Annotated in this window: 12 protein-coding genes and 1 pseudogene; 6 read left to right on the top strand and 7 right to left on the bottom strand. The window is 66.4% G+C overall.

Annotated elements, in window-relative coordinates:
• Positions 1-384: 384 nt before the first annotated feature.
• The 4 genes from ACM6JT_RS08775 (at position 385) to ACM6JT_RS08760 (ending at position 4,750) form a co-directional block, all read left to right on the top strand.
• Positions 385-1,818 (top strand): PLP-dependent aminotransferase family protein, encoded by a 1,434-nt coding sequence (locus ACM6JT_RS08775; protein ID WP_105391945.1) that lies wholly within the window; start codon positions 385-387, stop codon positions 1,816-1,818.
• Between the two features lie 101 nt (positions 1,819-1,919).
• A complete protein-coding gene (locus ACM6JT_RS08770; RefSeq protein WP_414856290.1) occupies positions 1,920-2,315 on the top strand; it encodes a hypothetical protein in 396 nt (131 codons plus the stop codon).
• 210 nt (positions 2,316-2,525) lie between these two features.
• Positions 2,526-4,310: a nitrite/sulfite reductase gene (locus ACM6JT_RS08765; RefSeq protein ID WP_407972237.1), complete on the top strand. Its 1,785-nt coding sequence runs from the start codon at positions 2,526-2,528 to the stop codon at positions 4,308-4,310.
• The gene (locus ACM6JT_RS08760) at positions 4,307-4,750 is read left to right on the top strand and encodes a DUF934 domain-containing protein (protein ID WP_105391948.1); all 444 of its coding nucleotides are present in this window, start codon (positions 4,307-4,309) and stop codon (positions 4,748-4,750) included. Before ACM6JT_RS08765 ends, ACM6JT_RS08760 begins: the two co-directional genes overlap by 4 nt.
• Before the next feature lie 79 nt (positions 4,751-4,829).
• Here ACM6JT_RS08760 and ACM6JT_RS08755 read toward each other — a convergent pair whose 3' ends face one another.
• The 7 genes and pseudogenes from ACM6JT_RS08755 to ACM6JT_RS08725 all read right to left on the bottom strand — a co-directional run bounded on the left by ACM6JT_RS08755 (position 4,830) and on the right by ACM6JT_RS08725 (position 14,051).
• Positions 4,830-6,113, bottom strand: coding sequence for a virulence factor family protein (locus ACM6JT_RS08755; RefSeq protein ID WP_414856289.1), 1,284 nt, complete (start codon positions 6,111-6,113; stop codon positions 4,830-4,832).
• Complete coding sequence (gene mprF, locus ACM6JT_RS08750) at positions 6,110-8,704, bottom strand: bifunctional lysylphosphatidylglycerol flippase/synthetase MprF (RefSeq protein ID WP_105391950.1); 2,595 nt, start codon at positions 8,702-8,704, stop codon at positions 6,110-6,112. Before mprF ends, ACM6JT_RS08755 begins: the two co-directional genes overlap by 4 nt.
• A gap of 477 nt (positions 8,705-9,181) precedes the next feature.
• Positions 9,182-9,520, bottom strand: coding sequence for a small multidrug resistance protein (locus ACM6JT_RS08745; protein WP_414856288.1), 339 nt, complete (start codon positions 9,518-9,520; stop codon positions 9,182-9,184).
• The gene (locus tag ACM6JT_RS08740; RefSeq protein ID WP_034180205.1) at positions 9,517-10,707 is read right to left on the bottom strand and encodes a membrane protein; all 1,191 of its coding nucleotides are present in this window, start codon (positions 10,705-10,707) and stop codon (positions 9,517-9,519) included. Before ACM6JT_RS08740 ends, ACM6JT_RS08745 begins: the two co-directional genes overlap by 4 nt.
• A gap of 14 nt (positions 10,708-10,721) precedes the next feature.
• On the bottom strand, positions 10,722-12,161 hold the full coding sequence (locus ACM6JT_RS08735; protein ID WP_034180206.1) for a UbiA family prenyltransferase: 1,440 nt from the start codon (positions 12,159-12,161) through the stop codon (positions 10,722-10,724).
• Between the two features lie 520 nt (positions 12,162-12,681).
• Positions 12,682-13,056: pseudogene (locus ACM6JT_RS08730) on the bottom strand (hypothetical protein).
• Positions 13,057-13,136: 80 nt separating this feature from the next.
• Positions 13,137-14,051 (bottom strand): LysR family transcriptional regulator, encoded by a 915-nt coding sequence (locus ACM6JT_RS08725; RefSeq protein ID WP_034180207.1) that lies wholly within the window; start codon positions 14,049-14,051, stop codon positions 13,137-13,139.
• A gap of 95 nt (positions 14,052-14,146) precedes the next feature.
• On the opposite strand from ACM6JT_RS08725, the gene ACM6JT_RS08720 reads away from it, so the two are divergent.
• Entirely contained in the window at positions 14,147-14,584 is a 438-nt protein-coding gene (locus ACM6JT_RS08720; protein WP_034180208.1) for a GlcG/HbpS family heme-binding protein, read from the top strand.
• Between the two features lie 4 nt (positions 14,585-14,588).
• Positions 14,589-15,365 (top strand): SDR family oxidoreductase, encoded by a 777-nt coding sequence (locus ACM6JT_RS08715; protein ID WP_414856287.1) that lies wholly within the window; start codon positions 14,589-14,591, stop codon positions 15,363-15,365.
• Positions 15,366-15,459 lie beyond the last annotated feature (94 nt).

Genomic DNA, 15,459 nt, shown 5'->3' with positions numbered 1-15,459 from the left:
ACGCGGCAAGCCGGGCGACGAATGATCAGAAGAAAGCGCGTTGCCCGATGCTGACTGGTTCGCATTTCGATGACGATGCGATGACGACGCATTGCATGCGTTGCATACCTGCCTGCGGCCGTCGACGCCGATTGCGTCGGTTCGCCCCACTCGCGGAAATGACCGTCAGCGCGATACCGGCCCGAACTTCGCGATCTGCTTCTTCATCACGCGGCTTCCGAGCTACCTGCTGCAGTTGTACGGCTTCTCGCTCGCGTCGCTCGGCACGTGGGGCATGCCGCCCGCGCTTTTCTTTTCGGGCCGCGCATCGGACAATGACCCGCGCCCGCCGGCGCGGCGCCAATCCGGCCCGCGCGCGGCGACGGCGCCCCCCCGTCCACGCAGATGAAACGCTACGAAACCCTCGCCCACACGATCGCCGACGACATCCGCAACGGCAACCTCGCGGCCGGCACGCGCCTGCCGTCGCTGCGGCAGATCATCGCGCAGCACGGCGTGAGCCAGTCGACGGTGTTTCGCGCGTACTACCAGCTCGAACAGTGGGGGCTGATCCGCGCGCGCGAACGCTCGGGCTACTACGTCGCGCCGGGCGCAACGCCGGAAGCAGGCCCGGCCGCGAAGCGCCGCGCGAGCCGTGCCGGCGCATCGCGCAAGGTCGACATCAGCGACCTCGTGTTCTCCGTACTGGATGCCGCCACGCAGCCCGGCATCGTGCCGCTCGGTTCCGCGTTCCCGGCGCCGCAACTGTTTCCGCTGCCGCGCCTCGCGAAGTCGCTCGCGCAGGCCACACGGCTCGTCAGCCCGTGGAGCACGGTCGTCGACCTGCCGCCCGGCAACGAGGCGCTGCGCCAGCAGATCGCGCGGCGCTATCTCGCGACCGGCGTGTCGCAGCCGATCGACGAGATCGTCGTCACGAACGGCGCGCTCGAAGCGCTGAACCTGTGCCTGATGGCCGTCACGCGGCCCGGCGACGTCGTCGCCGTCGAGGCGCCGGGCTTCTATGCGGCGCTGCAGGCGATCGAGCGGCTCGACCTGCGCGCGGTCGAGATTCCCGTCGATCCGCGCACGGGCCTCGATCTCGATGCGCTCGCGAACGCGCTCGAGCGGCACGACATCCGAGCGTGCTGGTTCATGACCAATTTCCAGAATCCGACCGGCGTCACGCTGTCCGCCGAAAAAAAGCGCGCGCTCGTCGACATGCTCGCGGCGCGCGAAGTGCCGCTGATCGAGGACGACGTCTACGGCGAGCTGCATTTCGGCCCCGACTATCCGCTGCCGGCGCGCGCGTACGACCAACACGGCCTCGTGATGCACTGCAGTTCGTTCTCGAAGACACTCGCGCCCGGCTACCGGATCGGCTGGGCCGCCGCCGGCCGGTTCGCGGAGAAGGTGCAGCGGCTCAAGCTGATGACGACGCTGTCGGCGAGCATTCCCGCGCAGGCCGGCATCGCGAACTATCTCGAGCACGGCGGCTACGACCGCCATCTGCGCAAGCTGCGCGGCGCGCTGCACACGCAGCTCGACCGGATGGACGACGCGCTGCGGCGCTGGCTGCCGGCCGGCGTCGAGTGGGTGCGGCCCGAAGGCGGGTATTTCCTGTGGCTCGCGTTCCCCGACGCGATCGACGCGATGGAACTGCATCGCCAGGCGATCGCGCGCGGGATCAGCTTCGCGCCGGGGCCGCTGTTTTCGGCCGCGCACGGCTTCGAGCGCTGCGTGCGCGTGAACTTCGGCCATCCGTGGAGCCGCGACATCGAGCGCGCGATCCGCGTGCTCGGCGAGCTGGTCGCGCAGCCGTCGGTTCGCAAGGGCGGTTGACCGCACACGGTGTGCACGGTACGCGCCGTCAGCGTCGCGGCCATGCAGCCAATCCGCGCGCGGGTTACATTGCGGATCTCACCGCCCCTTCACGATTTTTCATGAGCCAACTGCCCTACCTCGATCACGACGCGCTGTTGAAACTGGCGGCCGAAGCCGCGCACGTCACCCAGCCGTGCACGTGCACGAAGACCTCGCTCGCCGGATGGACGAGCCTGCCGCTGTCGCTGCAGGACACGCAATTGACCGAAGTGGGCACGCTCGCGCCGCCCGGCGATGCGGAGCCGACCTATGCGGAATATCATCCGGCCGGTACGCGCTACGCGTCGGACGATGCGCCGATCGCGCTGCGCCATTTCCCGTACAACCGCTGCAACGTCAGCCGCTGCCGCGCGTGCGGCCGCCTGTTCCTGCGCTATCAGGAAGGCGGCGGCTACTTCATCGACCAGCGCATCCGCGCGCTCGATCCGGCGCTCGTCGTCGACGCCGACGCATAAACACATCAACCGGCCACGGGCATGCACGACGCATGCCCGGCCCGCCGCGCCGGCGCCGTGCCCGCCATCTGCTGCGCCCTTTTCGTCCCGATCTGCTGCTTGTCCCGCCGCACCGCGTTCCCTACGCTGTCTTCCGTTGCCCGACATCCGTCGCAACGTTCCTCCGAGCCGTGCGCATGCCGCGCCGCGGCTCCTCTCGCGTATCACGTCATGTATCGATATACCGATTTCGACCGGGCGCTCGTGCTGAGCCGCGCCGCCCAGTTTCGCGACCAGCTCGAACGCTGGCAGCACGGCACGCTGAGCGAAGACGCGTTCCGGCCGCTGCGCCTGCAGAACGGCTGGTATGTGCAACGCCACGCGCCGATGCTGCGCGTCGCGGTGCCGTACGGCGAGCTGTCGAGCGCGCAGCTTCGCGTGCTCGCGCGGATCGCGCGCGACTACGACGTGCCCGACGACGCCACCTACCGCGCCGCATGCGACGCGCAGGCATTGCTCGGCACGCTGCGCCTGCCGACCCGCAGCGCGCACTTCACGACGCGCACCAACGTGCAGTTCAACTGGATTCCGCTTGCGAAGGCGGCCGACGTGATGGACCTGCTCGCGACCGTCGACATGCACGGCATCCAGACGAGCGGCAACTGCATCCGTAATATTTCGTGCGACGAGCGCGCCGGCGTCGCGCCTGACGAGATCGCCGATCCGCGCCCGTTCGCCGAAGTGATGCGCCAGTGGACGACGCTGCACCCGGAATTCGCGTTCCTGCCGCGCAAGTTCAAGATCGCGATCACCGGCGCCGCCGAAGACCGCGCGGCGACCGACTGGCACGACGTCGGGCTGAAGCTCGTGCGCGACGATGCGGGCGAGCTCGGCTTTCGCGTGAGCGTCGGCGGCGGGATGGGCCGCACGCCGATGATCGCGACGCTGCTGCGCGCGTTCCTGCCGTGGCGGCACGTGATGAACTACATCGAGGCGATCGTCCGCGTGTACAACCGCTACGGGCGGCGCGACAACAAGTACAAGGCGCGGATCAAGATCCTCGTCAAGACCGAGGGGCAGCGCTACATCGACGACGTCGAGGAGGAGTTCCGCCAGATCGTCGACCATGACGGCGGCCCGCACACGATTGCGCAGGCCGAATTCGATCGCGTCGCCGCATCGTTCGTGCCGCCGCGGCTCAAGCCTCGCACGCTCGACCTGCCCGACGTGAATGCGCACATGTCCGCTCAGGCGAGCCGCCATCCGGCATTCGCGCGCTGGCTCGCGCGCAATGTCGCCGTGCACCGCGATCCGGCGCTGCGCATCGTCACGCTGTCGTTCAAGCGCCGCCTGCAGGCGCCCGGCGACGCGTCGCCCGACCAGCTCGACGCGCTCGCCGATCTCGCCGACCGCTTCTCGGCCGGCGAGGCGCGCGTCACGCACACGCAGAACGTCGTGCTGCCGTGGGTACACGTCGACGACCTGTTCCTGCTGTGGGAGAACGCACGCGCGATCGGGCTCGCCAGCGCGAACGTCGGGCTGCTGACGGACATGATCGCGTGCCCGGGCGGCGACTTCTGCGCGCTCGCGAACGCGCGCTCGATCCCGATCGCCGACGCGATCGCCGAGCGCTTCCAGGATCTCGACCTGCTGCACGACGTCGGCGACATCGACCTGCACATCAGCGGCTGCATCAATTCGTGCGGCCATCATCACAGCGGCCACCTCGGCATCCTCGGCGTCGACAAGGACGGCGCAGAGTGGTACCAGGTGACGCTCGGCGGGTCGGACGGCTCGACCGCGAGCGGCCCTGCGCGGCCGGGCAAGGTGATCGGCCCGTCGTTCTCGGCGGACGAGATCGTCGATGTCGTCGACGCGATCGTCAACGCGTATCTCGACGCGCGGATCGATGCGAACGGCCGCAGCGAGCGATTCATCGACACGGTGCGCCGCATCGGCGCGGAACCGTTCAAGGCCGCCGCGAACGACGTGCGCCACCACGCGGAGCACGCATGAAGCCAGCCAGCGACAATCCAAGCACGAACGCACGCATCCGGCTGCTGACGCCGGCCGAACACGCGGGCGATACGCAGGAACACGACGATTCGACGCTGACGATCGGCAACGACGAGGAACTGCCGCCGCTTGCCGCGCGGATCGCGCAGGCCGCGCGCATCGACCTGCAGTTCCCGTCGTTCACCGACGGCCGTGCGTACAGCCAGGCGTACCTGCTGCGCAAGCGCTTCGGCTTCGCCGGCGACCTGCGCGCGACCGGCGACGTGCTGGTCGACCAGCTGCTGCTGATGGAGCGCACGGGGTTTTCGAGCGCGGTGCTCGGCGACGACACGGACATCGCGGCCGCGCGGCGGCAGCTCGACCGGTTTCCGGGCTTCTATCAGCGCGATGCGAGAACGGCAACGCCACCGCAGGACACGGCGACGCAGTCTTCAAAATGAAACGGGCGGCACGCTGGCCGCCCGTACGATGAACCGGAAGCAATCCGGCCGACGCCCGCCGCGAAGCGGGCACCGGCATTCAGCGCGCCGCCACCGGCTTGCCGAACCCGCCGAGGATCTTCTTCTCGAGCGCGATGTAGTCGCGGCCGAAGTGGTGATCGCCCTGCGTCTTGATCACGTCGGCGCCCGTGTTCGCGAGCGCCGGACACATCGTGTCCGTCTCTTCCGCGCCATAGAAGCACTGCACGAGCTGCGGCGGCACCTTCGCGATTTCCGGCGCGACCTTCAGCGCGTTGTCGCTCGCGGGCATGCCGAGCCAGCCCGTCACGCGGATCTGGAAATCGGCGGACGGCGCGAAGCCGAGCAGCGACATCACCGCGACCTTGTCGCGCAGGTCGGCCGGCAGCCGGTTGTACGCGAACGGCATCACGTCGGCGCCGAACGAATAGCCGACCAGCGCGACGCGGTTCGCATGCCAGCGCGCCGTGTACGTGCGCATCACGCGCGCGAGATCGCGGCTCACCTGCGCGGGCGGCTTCTCGCTCCAGAAATAGCGCAGGCTGTCGATGCCGACCACCGACACGCCATCGCGCTGCAGCGCCTCGGCGATCGTCTTGTCGAGATCGCGCCAGCCGCCGTCGCCCGAGATCACGATCGCGAGCCGGCCGCTGCCGCCCTTGGCCGGCAGCTCGACGAGCGGCAGGTCCGACACGTCGAGTTCGTCGCCGCTGCTGCCGCTGTCATGCAGGTGCGACGTGACCAGCGACACGAGCTTCGTGGAGTCGCCCGCTGCAGCCGTTTCGACGAAACCCGGCATCGCGCGGCGCACGATCGTCGGATCGGGCGGGCACGGCTTGAAGCGCGGATCGAGCTTCGGCGCCGGATTGACCGATACGACGCCGGCGATCGTGTTCTCCGGCGCCATCGCCAGGATCTGCTTCGCGATCGCGCCGCCCCGGCCCACGCCCGCGACGATCGGTGTGAAATAGCGCGACGACTGCGCGAGACGTTCGAGCTGGTGGCTGACCGCCTCGGCGTCGCCGTCGAGGTGATGGCAGGTCTCCTGCTTCGCGGCGAGGTTCGTCGCATAACGCTCGGAATCGACGCCGACCGTCATCGCACCGGCCTTGGCGAGCGCATCGGCGGCCTGCTGATCGGCGGCATTCCAGCCGGCCTCACGCGAGAACAGCACGACGAAGCCGCGCAGCGGCCCGCTCGGTTTGGTCACGGTAACGGGCCCGTAGCGGCCGCCCGACACGGTTTCGGCCTTCACGGCGGCCAGCTGCGCGGCGCACGCGGCGCCGGCCAGCATCATTCCCGCGCAGGCGGCTGCCGCCCGCGCGATACCATTCTTCGACATCATGAACGCCGACCTCCAGCCAGCAATGACAGATCCGCAAGCGTGACGAACACGCCGACCGAGCCCGAGGCCGCGAGGTAACGCGGCTCCCAGTGCGGTTCGAACTTGCTCTTGAATGCGCGCAAGCCGCGGAAGTTGTAGAAGCGGCCGCCGAAGCGCCAGACCATCAGTCCGAGCCGGTGCCACGGCGACGGCATCTTCGCCGCCCCCATCCCCGAGAACGGCGCGATGCCCAGGCTCAGCTTGCGGAAGCCCGCTTCCTTCAGATGCAGCGCGAGCTGCGTAAACAGATACTCCATCGCGTACGGCGACGCGTCCGGCAGATGGCGCATCACACCGACCGTCGCCTCGGTGTTGAGGTCGGTCGTCATGAACGTGACGAACGCGATCGGCTTGTCGGCCTGCCGCACGAGCATCACCGACTGCGTCGCGAGATAGCCGTCGTGGAACGCGGCAACCGAGAAGCTCTTCTCGCGTGCATCGCGGCTGTCGAGCCAGCCGTCGGAGATGTCGCGCAGCGCCGGCAGCGCGACCGGCACATCGCCCGGCGCGATCACCTCGACCGTCAGCGCGTCCTTGTCGCCGCGGCGCAGCGCGTAGCGCAGGTGCGAGCGGTTCGAGCCCTTCAGGTCGAACTGGTCGAGCGCGATATGCGCTTCCTCGCCGAGCTTCATCAGCGTGAGCCCCGCGTCGAGATACAGCGGCAGCGCGTTCGCGCGCACCTGGTAGAACGCCGCGCGGCCGCTGTGCGCGTGCGCGAGCGCGATGAACTTGCCGATCAGCGCCGGCCATTCTTCGCGCGGCCCGACCGGGTCGTGCAGCGCGGCCCACGTACGGCCGTACTTCGCGTACATCAGGAACGCCTGGCGCGATTCCGAGAACAGGAACGACTTGTCGCCCATCAGCGCGAGGCCCGCATCGCTGCATTCCTGCGCGCGGATGATCCGTTCGGCGTCGAACAGATCCTGCGGCGCGGGCTTCACGAAACGGCCGGGCGCCGGGCGCAGCAGTTGCCACAGCGCGAACAGCGCGACGAACACGCCGGCCGCGAGCGTCGCGCGCAGCGCACGCGGCGCACGCGCGTCGAACGAGAAATGCGACCACAGCTCGCGCGTGTACGGCACGTCACGGAACGCGAAGAACAGCACCCACACGGCCAGCATCAGCACCATCGTCACCGACACGAACCAGCTCACCGTGAAGCGCTCGGCGAGCAGCGACGAATGGCGGTTGAAGCGGCGGCGGCTGACGAGCAGCAGCACGAGCAGCGTGCCGAGCACGCCGGCCTCGACGAACGCGAGGCCCTTCGCCAGCGACAGCGCGAGGCTCGCGAGCGTCAACGCGAAGGTCATCCACCATGCGCCGTCGAGGCGGCGCAGCAGCCCGCGCGCGACGAACAGCAGCGCGACGCCGAGCACGCTGCAGATCACCTGCGAGCCTTCGAGCACCCACAGCGGCACGAGGTGGCGCAGGATCGCGATCCGGTGCCAGAACGCGGGCGTCGCGCTCGAGATCACCAGCATGCTGCCGACCGCGAACGTCACGAGGCTCAGGAACAGCGGCGCGAGCAGCGACACGCGCGCGGCCTGCCGCGTCACGAGCCGGCGCCGCAGCGCGCGGCCCTCGAAACCGGCCAGCAGGCCGGCCGACAGCACGAGCGGCACGCCGAAGTAGATCGCGCGATACGCGATCAGCGCGGCGACCATCGCGTGCGCGGGCACTTCGCGGCCGAGCGTGAACACCATCGCGGCTTCGAACACGCCGATCCCGCCCGGCGTATGGCCGATCATCCCGAGCAGCAGCGCGGCCGCGTACACGGTGATGAAGGTCGGGAAGCCGACCGGCGCGGCCGGCAGCAACACCCACAGCGTCAGGCCCGCTGCGACGACGTCGAGCACCGCGTAGACGACCTGCATGACGAGATCGCGCCGTGCCGGCACGTCGAACGACAGCCACTTGAAGCGCGTAACGACCGGGCGCGCGGTGTTGCCGCACATGACGACCAGCGCGGCCAGCACCACGAGCAGCGCCGCGCCGCTCCACGTGAGCACGCCGGGCCCGACGTGCAGCATCGCGGCGAGCGCCTCCGGCACGCAGACCATGCCGACCGCCGTCATCAGCACCATCGCGAGCGCCAGCGTGCCGCTCGTGAACACCGTCATCCGGCCGATCTGCGCGGGCGTGACGCCCGATACGCCGTACACGCGCGCACGCACCGCGCCGCCCGTCAGCGCGCCGAAGCCGGTCGCGTTGCCGAGCGCGGATCCGGCGATCGCGCCGATCCACAGCGCGGCGCGCGGCACCTTCGCGCCGACATAACGCAGGCCGACCGCGTCGCGGGCGACGAGCGCGAGATAGCTGAGGGCCGTCGCGGCCAGCGACGCGCCCCATTCGCCGACGGACATGTGGCGCAACTGGCGGATCACCGACCGGTAGTCGACCGATTCCGACAGGTGCTGGAACACGACGATCAGCAGCAGGCCGATGCCGAACGCGAGCAGCGGCGACAGCACGCGCTCGCTGCGAACCAGCGCCGAGACACGGGCGATCGCCGCCGCGGCACGGCCCGGCGACCCAGGGTGGCGGGAAGACATAGGTTGTTCAGTGGTGGTGCATAGCGAGTCGCGGCGCGGGATGGCCCGGCGGCGATATATCTGGTTGTTCTGCGTGGGCGGTCGGCCGAAGACGGAGGCAGGTGGCGCCTGGATCAGAACTTACGAGTATACGGAATTTATATTACAGAATCTTTCAGGTCCGCATTGTGGGGTTTTGTGGCACGCGGGACGCGTCAACATCGCATCAAAATCGTTCGGCCGATCAACGCAAGGTGCGCATCATACCGGGAACCGGGGCGGTTTTTTCATCTGATGAATAACGGACCGCGCATTTGGGGGAATTTCTCCCGGCCGGGCTGCGCGGGGGAGGACGAAATCACGGGTGGGCGCGGGGTTTTCTGGAACGGGGGCAAATCATGTGATGCGTCATCAATTTCCAGCGGAGCAGAAAAAACGACTCTGCCGGTACGAGTCGAAAGGATCCGCCTTTTGGAAGTTCTTTGGCTCGCTTCCGGATTACGCACCGCGCGTGACCATCCAGACGCCGATCAGAATGACGAGCGCGCCAACCGCCTGCACCGGCCGCAACAGATGCTCGTGCGCCGCCGTGAACGACAGCACGACGAGCATCGAGACCCCCACCATGGTCGGGTACGCAATGCCGAGCGACGTCTTGCGCAGCGCGAACGCGTAAAGCACGAACCCGATGCCGTAAGCGCCGACGGCCGCGCCACGCGCAATCCACGGCAATACGCTCGATTCGCCGAGCGCAATTCCCTTGAGCGCTGCCACCCTGAGCAACACGCTGGCAAGCCCGCCAAAAACACCGCTCGCGATGACGATCAGCCAGTTCATTGTGCGGCCTCCGCCACCATCGCAGCATCGGATCGACGACTTGACGGGATACGGGTTCCATCCGGCACATCCGCATTTCCGCCGAAAATCGCATTGAAGCGGTTCGCACCGTGCAGTGCGATCAATACGATTGCGGGAAAGGTGACCGAGAAGTTTCGCGCCTCGTCCCGATAGCCGAAAAAGAAGAACAGCACCAGCACCGGCACGAACGCCGCGACGAAGTAGGCACGATAACGGGTTGGCGTCGCACGCCATGCCTCCCTGAAGAACACCGCAAGCGGCACGAGCATCAACGGGTTCTCAAGGCTCGGGGTAAAGATGCCTTTGCCGACGAGGTTGTAGAACGACAGATAGGACGCCGGATTCAGCCAGAACCGCACGTTGTCCCATACGTGATATTCGACGAATCCGCCAGCGTTGGCACCATATCCGCTCATGATGAACTGGCGGGTCGCCGCGCAGATGCCCAGTTGCAGCACGAGCCACATCAAGCGCCTGGCCATCGCCGTGTCGCGGTCGTGCAGGAAGAACAACGCGAGCGGAACCAGGAAGAAGGTCTCCTTGTTCAGGGAAAAGACGACGATCATCAGCGTCGATGCCAGCAGCCGCTTCTTCAACAGGAAATAGCACGCACCGAGCACGCCGAGCAATTCGAAGAAATCGTAGTAGTAGCCGCCCTGCTGAAACGTGAGCGGATAGATGAAACTGAACGCTGCGAGAAAGCCGACCGAATGCCCGAAGCTCAGGCCGTGCAGCCTGGCCATCTTGTAAACCAGCAACAGTGCAAACAGCGTCGACAGTACGATCGCGATGTAGGTCAGGTGATAGACGAGTGCCACGACCGGTGTCCAGTACTCGCCCGGCACGCTCGTGAAATAGGCGTTGCGCAGCGAATCATGTCGCGAGATCGATTTGAACAGCTTGTTCCGCGTGGCATCGTCAAGGCGTTCGACCGTCCATTTCGCGGCCTTCGGAAACGCCGAGCGGTAAACGAACGGCTTCGGTGCGTCGCCGTTCATCATCCCGACGAGGCTGTAGCTCGTGGCGAAAGCACCCTTCTGGTCGTCGCGGAACCCCCACTTCAACAGCATGCTGTTGGTGATGTTTCCTGCGCACACGAACAGCAGCACGTAGACGATGGCGAAGCGGCAGAATGCCCGCACCCGGTTTCGGTTCTTTTCCGTCATATGATTTGTGCCGCTTACAGCGCAGGCAGGAAGTGAGCGGCCAGCACCAGCACCACCATCACGCAAAGCATGCCGAAACTACCGCGGTTTTCGAGAATGTGGACAATCGGATCGTCGTGCATCGCACCGCGAACCGTTGCGATCCACAGGCGGCCGAACAGGTAGATCAGACCGATCTGCACAAGCCATAGCAGATGCGGAATCGTGTAACGCGCGGCGGTTTCGGGGGCATTGATGAACAGGCCGAACACGACCACCGCGGCCAGCGACGCACCGATCCCGAACGGCCATAACACTTCGAGGTCCCCCACGCGGTAATCCCTGCCCGCCGATGCATGCTTGTCGTTCTGGCGCAGGAACACGAGTTCGGAGCAGCGCTTCACGAGCGCAAGACTCAGGAAGGCAAGCACGGAAAATGCGAGGAGCCAGCGGCTGACTGCGATGTCCGCGGCAATGGCGCCCGCGACGATCCGGTGCGTGTACAGCAGCGACAACACGACGACATCGAGCAGCACGACCGATTTCAGGCGCCAGCTGTATGCGGTCGTCAGCAGCAGATAGAGCGCAAACATGCCGACAAACTCGACCGACACGGCGAATGCCAGCGCAAACGCCACCAGGAGCAGCACCGCAGCACCACCCAGCCCCTGGGCAATCGACAGCGTCCCGTTCGCGAACGCGCGATTGCGCTTGCGAGGATGGCGCCGATCGTTGTCCAGGTCCCAGAGGTCGTTGCCGATGTAGGTTGCCGATGCGCCCAGCGACATCGACAGAAACGCGAGCACGAGCGTGGCGACCTTGCCTGTGTCGAAGAACGCAAAAGCCGTCAGCAGCGGGACGAACAACAGCAGGTTTTTAAGCCATTGATGGACACGCAGTGCCTTGCACCATGTCGAGAAACCGGCACGCTCGTTCAAGAATTCCCGCTCGACGGGAATACTGCCGCGGACGTCGGCAGCAACACCGGGGGCGACACCAGCCAGAATGGCGCCTTTCGCACCGGCCCAGATCGGCATGTCGGCCTTGCTGTCGCCGGCATAGACGAAATCGTCGCCGACCAGTTCGCGAATGCCGGCGAGTTTGGTTTCGCTTTTCAGGTTTGTGTCGCCGCTGGTCGCGATGACGAGATCGAACAGGCCAAGATGGGCGTCTACCCGCTCGGCGATCGAACGATGGGCGGCCGTCGCCAGCACGATCTGGCGGCCGCCTTTGCGTTCGTGAGCCAGGTAATCGACAAGTGACTCGCGATAAGGAATCGTCTCTGCCCGGAAATCTGCCTGCTCCGCGACCTTGCCCTTGAATGCGGCACGACCGCTGGCGAGCCAGAAAGGCATTCGAAACACATTTGCAGGTTGATGCTTGACGACACGTATCACGGATTCCATCAAGGTATCCGACGTCGTCAGCGTGCCGTCGAGATCGACGACAAGCGGAAGTTTTCTGGTCTCTCGCATTATTCGTGAGCAATTCCGTTTGACATCGATGTCAAATCGGACAATCCGTTATATGCACTACTACAGCTGCCGCGAAGGCAACACCAACGTTCTTTCGACGACTTTCTTTCGTTACCCCGACATCATCGCGCCTCGATCAGCGCGCGCGGATCATACCAGAAAACAGAGCTGATGAAGATGAACATGGGTCGACAAGACGCGTGCCGGACGCGATTTCGCGCCAGAAAGCCACCCTTTCTTCGCAAGGAATCATCAAGAATTGTCAAAAGCAACAACCCTCCCATACGATTTACTCCAGGGACGTCGCTTATTTAAATCATTTCAATTAATCAAAATCAAGAGTCCCCGACTTTAACCGACCCGAATCAATTTCAATTACACCCATTCATTTTTCGATCGAATGCAGGTGTTCTCAATACCAAATCATATTGAGAAAAACGAGCCTCGGCCACAATACGCCCTATCAAGTCATCCAGCCGCTGCCGGCACCATTACGAGACAGAAAGCCCAGACTCGCGCGTCACTTCGCTCGCTCATGCTCCCCCAACCCGATCGCCTTGTAGTCGTAAGTCGGATAGAACTCCGTCCGGTACGCACCCCAGGCCGTATCCTCGAGCACGCGATTGACCTCGCCCAGCCGCGATACCGGCAGCCGCAGCACGACGATTTAACCGATCCCCATCGTCACGGTCCAGCTCACCACCTCGACGCCCGGCGGCGGAAACGCCTTGTAGAACCCCTGCTTCGCAAGCTGCGCGTTCAGCTCGGCGAGCGGTCGCGACTGGTCGTGTTTAAGAAAGACGGTCAGGAGCACCGCGTTGTCGGGTGTCGCGGCGGCCGCCAGCGCGGCGGTGATCGCAAGGGTTCGAATCGGGAAATGCGGGGATACCGGCATGACGCGACTCCGTGGCTTCGTGGGTGGAGCCGCCATCATGCACCTCCGCGCGAATCGCTGCCGGCAGCCGCGCGACAGGATTACGCCACGTCCGCGCCGGCCCGCTCGCGCAGCACGTCGATGAACGCGCGCAACTTGGCCGGCACGTGCTTGCGATTCACGTAATACAGCCACATCGGCGGCAACGTCCGGCACGCACCCGGCAGCACCTCGACGAGCGTGCCGTCGCGCAGGTCCTGCTCGATCCGCTCGCGCATGAACGCAAACGCAATGCCGACACCCGCGCGCGCCGCATCGATCACAGCGTCGGCGTCGTTCGTCACGAACACGCCGTCCGGGTCGAGATCGACGTCGCGGCGCCCGTCGTGCAGCAGCCATTTGTGCAGGCGCCCGCTCTCAGAAAACCGGAAGCGGATGCACGCATGACGCTCGAACTCCGCGATCGACGCTGGCGCGCCGTACCGTGCCAGATAACCGGGCGACGCGACCAGCGCACACGACAGCGCGGGCGCGATCCGTACGCCGATCATGCCCGGCTGCAACCGGTCGGCGAGCCGGATCCCCGCATCGAAGCCGTCCTTCGCGATATCGACCAGCTCGTTCTCGTAGCGGATTTCGAGCCGGACTTTCGGATAGCGCTCGCGGAACACGGCAAGAACCGACGCGATCACGAGCGTGCGCGCCAGCGGCAGAGCAGTGACGCGCAACAGCCCGCTCGGCTCGCTGCGCGCATCCTTCAGGTCGCCGCGCGCCTGCATGACCTGCCGGTACGCAGGCTCCGTCTGCCGCCAGTAGTGCTGCCCGGCTTCCGTCAGGCTCACGCCGCGCGTGCTGCGGTTGAACAGCTTCACGTTCAGCTCGCCCTCGAGCTGCCCGATCGCGAGGCTGACGGCCGCCGGCGTCAGGCCGAGCGCGGCGGCCGCCCGCGTGAAGTTGCCGGCGGTCGCGACGGTCATGAACACGTGCAGCCCGGCCATCGGATCGCGTCTGCCCATCATTAAAAAAACTTGAAGCTCCTACGAGCGGAATGCGGATTCTCCCATATACCGCAACTGCCTACACTGGCCTTGTCGTCCCACCGGAGCCTCGAATGGACCCGCTCACCGCCCCGCTGCCGCTCGCAGCCGCCCGCCGCACGATCGAAGCAGCACTCGCGCATGCCGCGTCGCTGCAGGTCGCCGGCCTCGCCATCGCCATCGTCGATGCCGGCGCGAACCTGCTCGCATTCGTGCGCACCGACGACTGCTTTCTCGGCGCGATCGATCTCGCACAGCGCAAGGCGCTGACGGCGGTGCGCTTCCGCGCATCGACCGGCGCGCTCGGCGCGATGTCGGGCGACGGTCCGTTGCGCGGCATCGAGCACAGTCACGGCGGGCTCGTCACGTTCGGCGGCGGCGAACCGCTCGTCGACGGCAGCGGCCGCTGCATCGGCGCCATCGGCGTCTCGGGCGGCAGTGTTGACGAAGACACCGCGATCGCGCTGCACTGCCGCGACCGCTTTCAGGCAACCCTTCACATCACAAGGTAGGCACATGGCACAGAAACGCATCCTCATTACCGGCGCAGGCACCGGTTTCGGCCGCGAAGTTGCGCTGCGGCTCGCCGAACGCGGTCACGACGTGACGGCAGGCGTGCGCGTCACCGCCGAGATCGACGAACTGACGGCTGCCGCCGCGCAACGCGGCACCGCGCTGCGCGCGATCAAGCTCGACGTCACGTCGGCCCACGACCGCGCCCGCGCGGCCGATCTCGACTTCGACGTGCTCGTGAACAACGCGGGCGTCGGCGAAGCCGGCGCGCTCGTCGACCTGCCGGTCGAAATCGTGCGCGAGCTGTTCGATGTCAACGTGTTCGGGCCGCTCGAACTCACCCAGCACATCGCGCGCGGGATGCTCGCGCGCCGGCACGGCAAGATCGTGTTCGTGTCGTCGATCGCGGGCCTGATCACGGGGCCGTTCACGGGCGCCTATTGCGCGTCGAAGCACGCGGTCGAATCGGTCGCCGAGGCGATGCACGCGGAACTGGCGCCGCACGGCATCCGCGTCGCGGTCGTGAACCCCGGCCCGTACAGGACCGGTTTCAACGACCGGATGATGGAAACGACGCAGCGCTGGCACGATCCGGCCGTCCACACCGTGACGCCCCAGCGGTTGACGTTCCCGCTCGAACAGCACGATCCCGAGGAAATGATCGCGAAGATGGTCGACGTGATCGAACGCGACAGCGGCGCATTCCGCAACCTGCTGCCACAGTCGTCGGAAGCGTTCGTGCGTGCCGAACAGGCGCGCGCGTGGGATCGGCAGCAGTGACGCAAGCTGTTGGCGACCGACGGGTCACACCGCGTCCGTCATCGACCGCCATCCCGACAGCCCGGATCGCCGCCGGCTGACCGGCCACCCTGCC

Origin of the sequence: Burkholderia sp. IT-111MI5, from assembly GCF_949752865.1 — a bacterium.
GTDB lineage: Bacteria > Pseudomonadota > Gammaproteobacteria > Burkholderiales > Burkholderiaceae > Burkholderia > Burkholderia pyrrocinia_C.
Note: the sequence above shows the minus strand (reverse complement) of the source record. Positions and strands in the feature narration are given on the sequence as shown.

Excerpts from the sequence above, each read along its gene's own strand:
- ACM6JT_RS08775 (WP_105391945.1), top strand. The coding sequence starts at position 385 with ATGAAACGCTACGAAACCCTCGCCCACACGATCGCCGACGACATCCGC.
- ACM6JT_RS08770 (WP_414856290.1), top strand. The coding sequence starts at position 1,920 with ATGAGCCAACTGCCCTACCTCGATCACGACGCGCTGTTGAAACTGGCG.
- ACM6JT_RS08765 (WP_407972237.1), top strand. The coding sequence starts at position 2,526 with ATGTATCGATATACCGATTTCGACCGGGCGCTCGTGCTGAGCCGCGCC.
- ACM6JT_RS08760 (WP_105391948.1), top strand. The coding sequence starts at position 4,307 with ATGAAGCCAGCCAGCGACAATCCAAGCACGAACGCACGCATCCGGCTG.
- ACM6JT_RS08755 (WP_414856289.1), bottom strand. The coding sequence starts at position 6,113 with ATGATGTCGAAGAATGGTATCGCGCGGGCGGCAGCCGCCTGCGCGGGA.
- mprF (WP_105391950.1), bottom strand. The coding sequence starts at position 8,704 with ATGTCTTCCCGCCACCCTGGGTCGCCGGGCCGTGCCGCGGCGGCGATC.
- ACM6JT_RS08745 (WP_414856288.1), bottom strand. The coding sequence starts at position 9,520 with ATGAACTGGCTGATCGTCATCGCGAGCGGTGTTTTTGGCGGGCTTGCC.
- ACM6JT_RS08740 (WP_034180205.1), bottom strand. The coding sequence starts at position 10,707 with ATGACGGAAAAGAACCGAAACCGGGTGCGGGCATTCTGCCGCTTCGCC.
- ACM6JT_RS08735 (WP_034180206.1), bottom strand. The coding sequence starts at position 12,161 with ATGCGAGAGACCAGAAAACTTCCGCTTGTCGTCGATCTCGACGGCACG.
- ACM6JT_RS08725 (WP_034180207.1), bottom strand. The coding sequence starts at position 14,051 with ATGGGCAGACGCGATCCGATGGCCGGGCTGCACGTGTTCATGACCGTC.
- ACM6JT_RS08720 (WP_034180208.1), top strand. The coding sequence starts at position 14,147 with ATGGACCCGCTCACCGCCCCGCTGCCGCTCGCAGCCGCCCGCCGCACG.
- ACM6JT_RS08715 (WP_414856287.1), top strand. The coding sequence starts at position 14,589 with ATGGCACAGAAACGCATCCTCATTACCGGCGCAGGCACCGGTTTCGGC.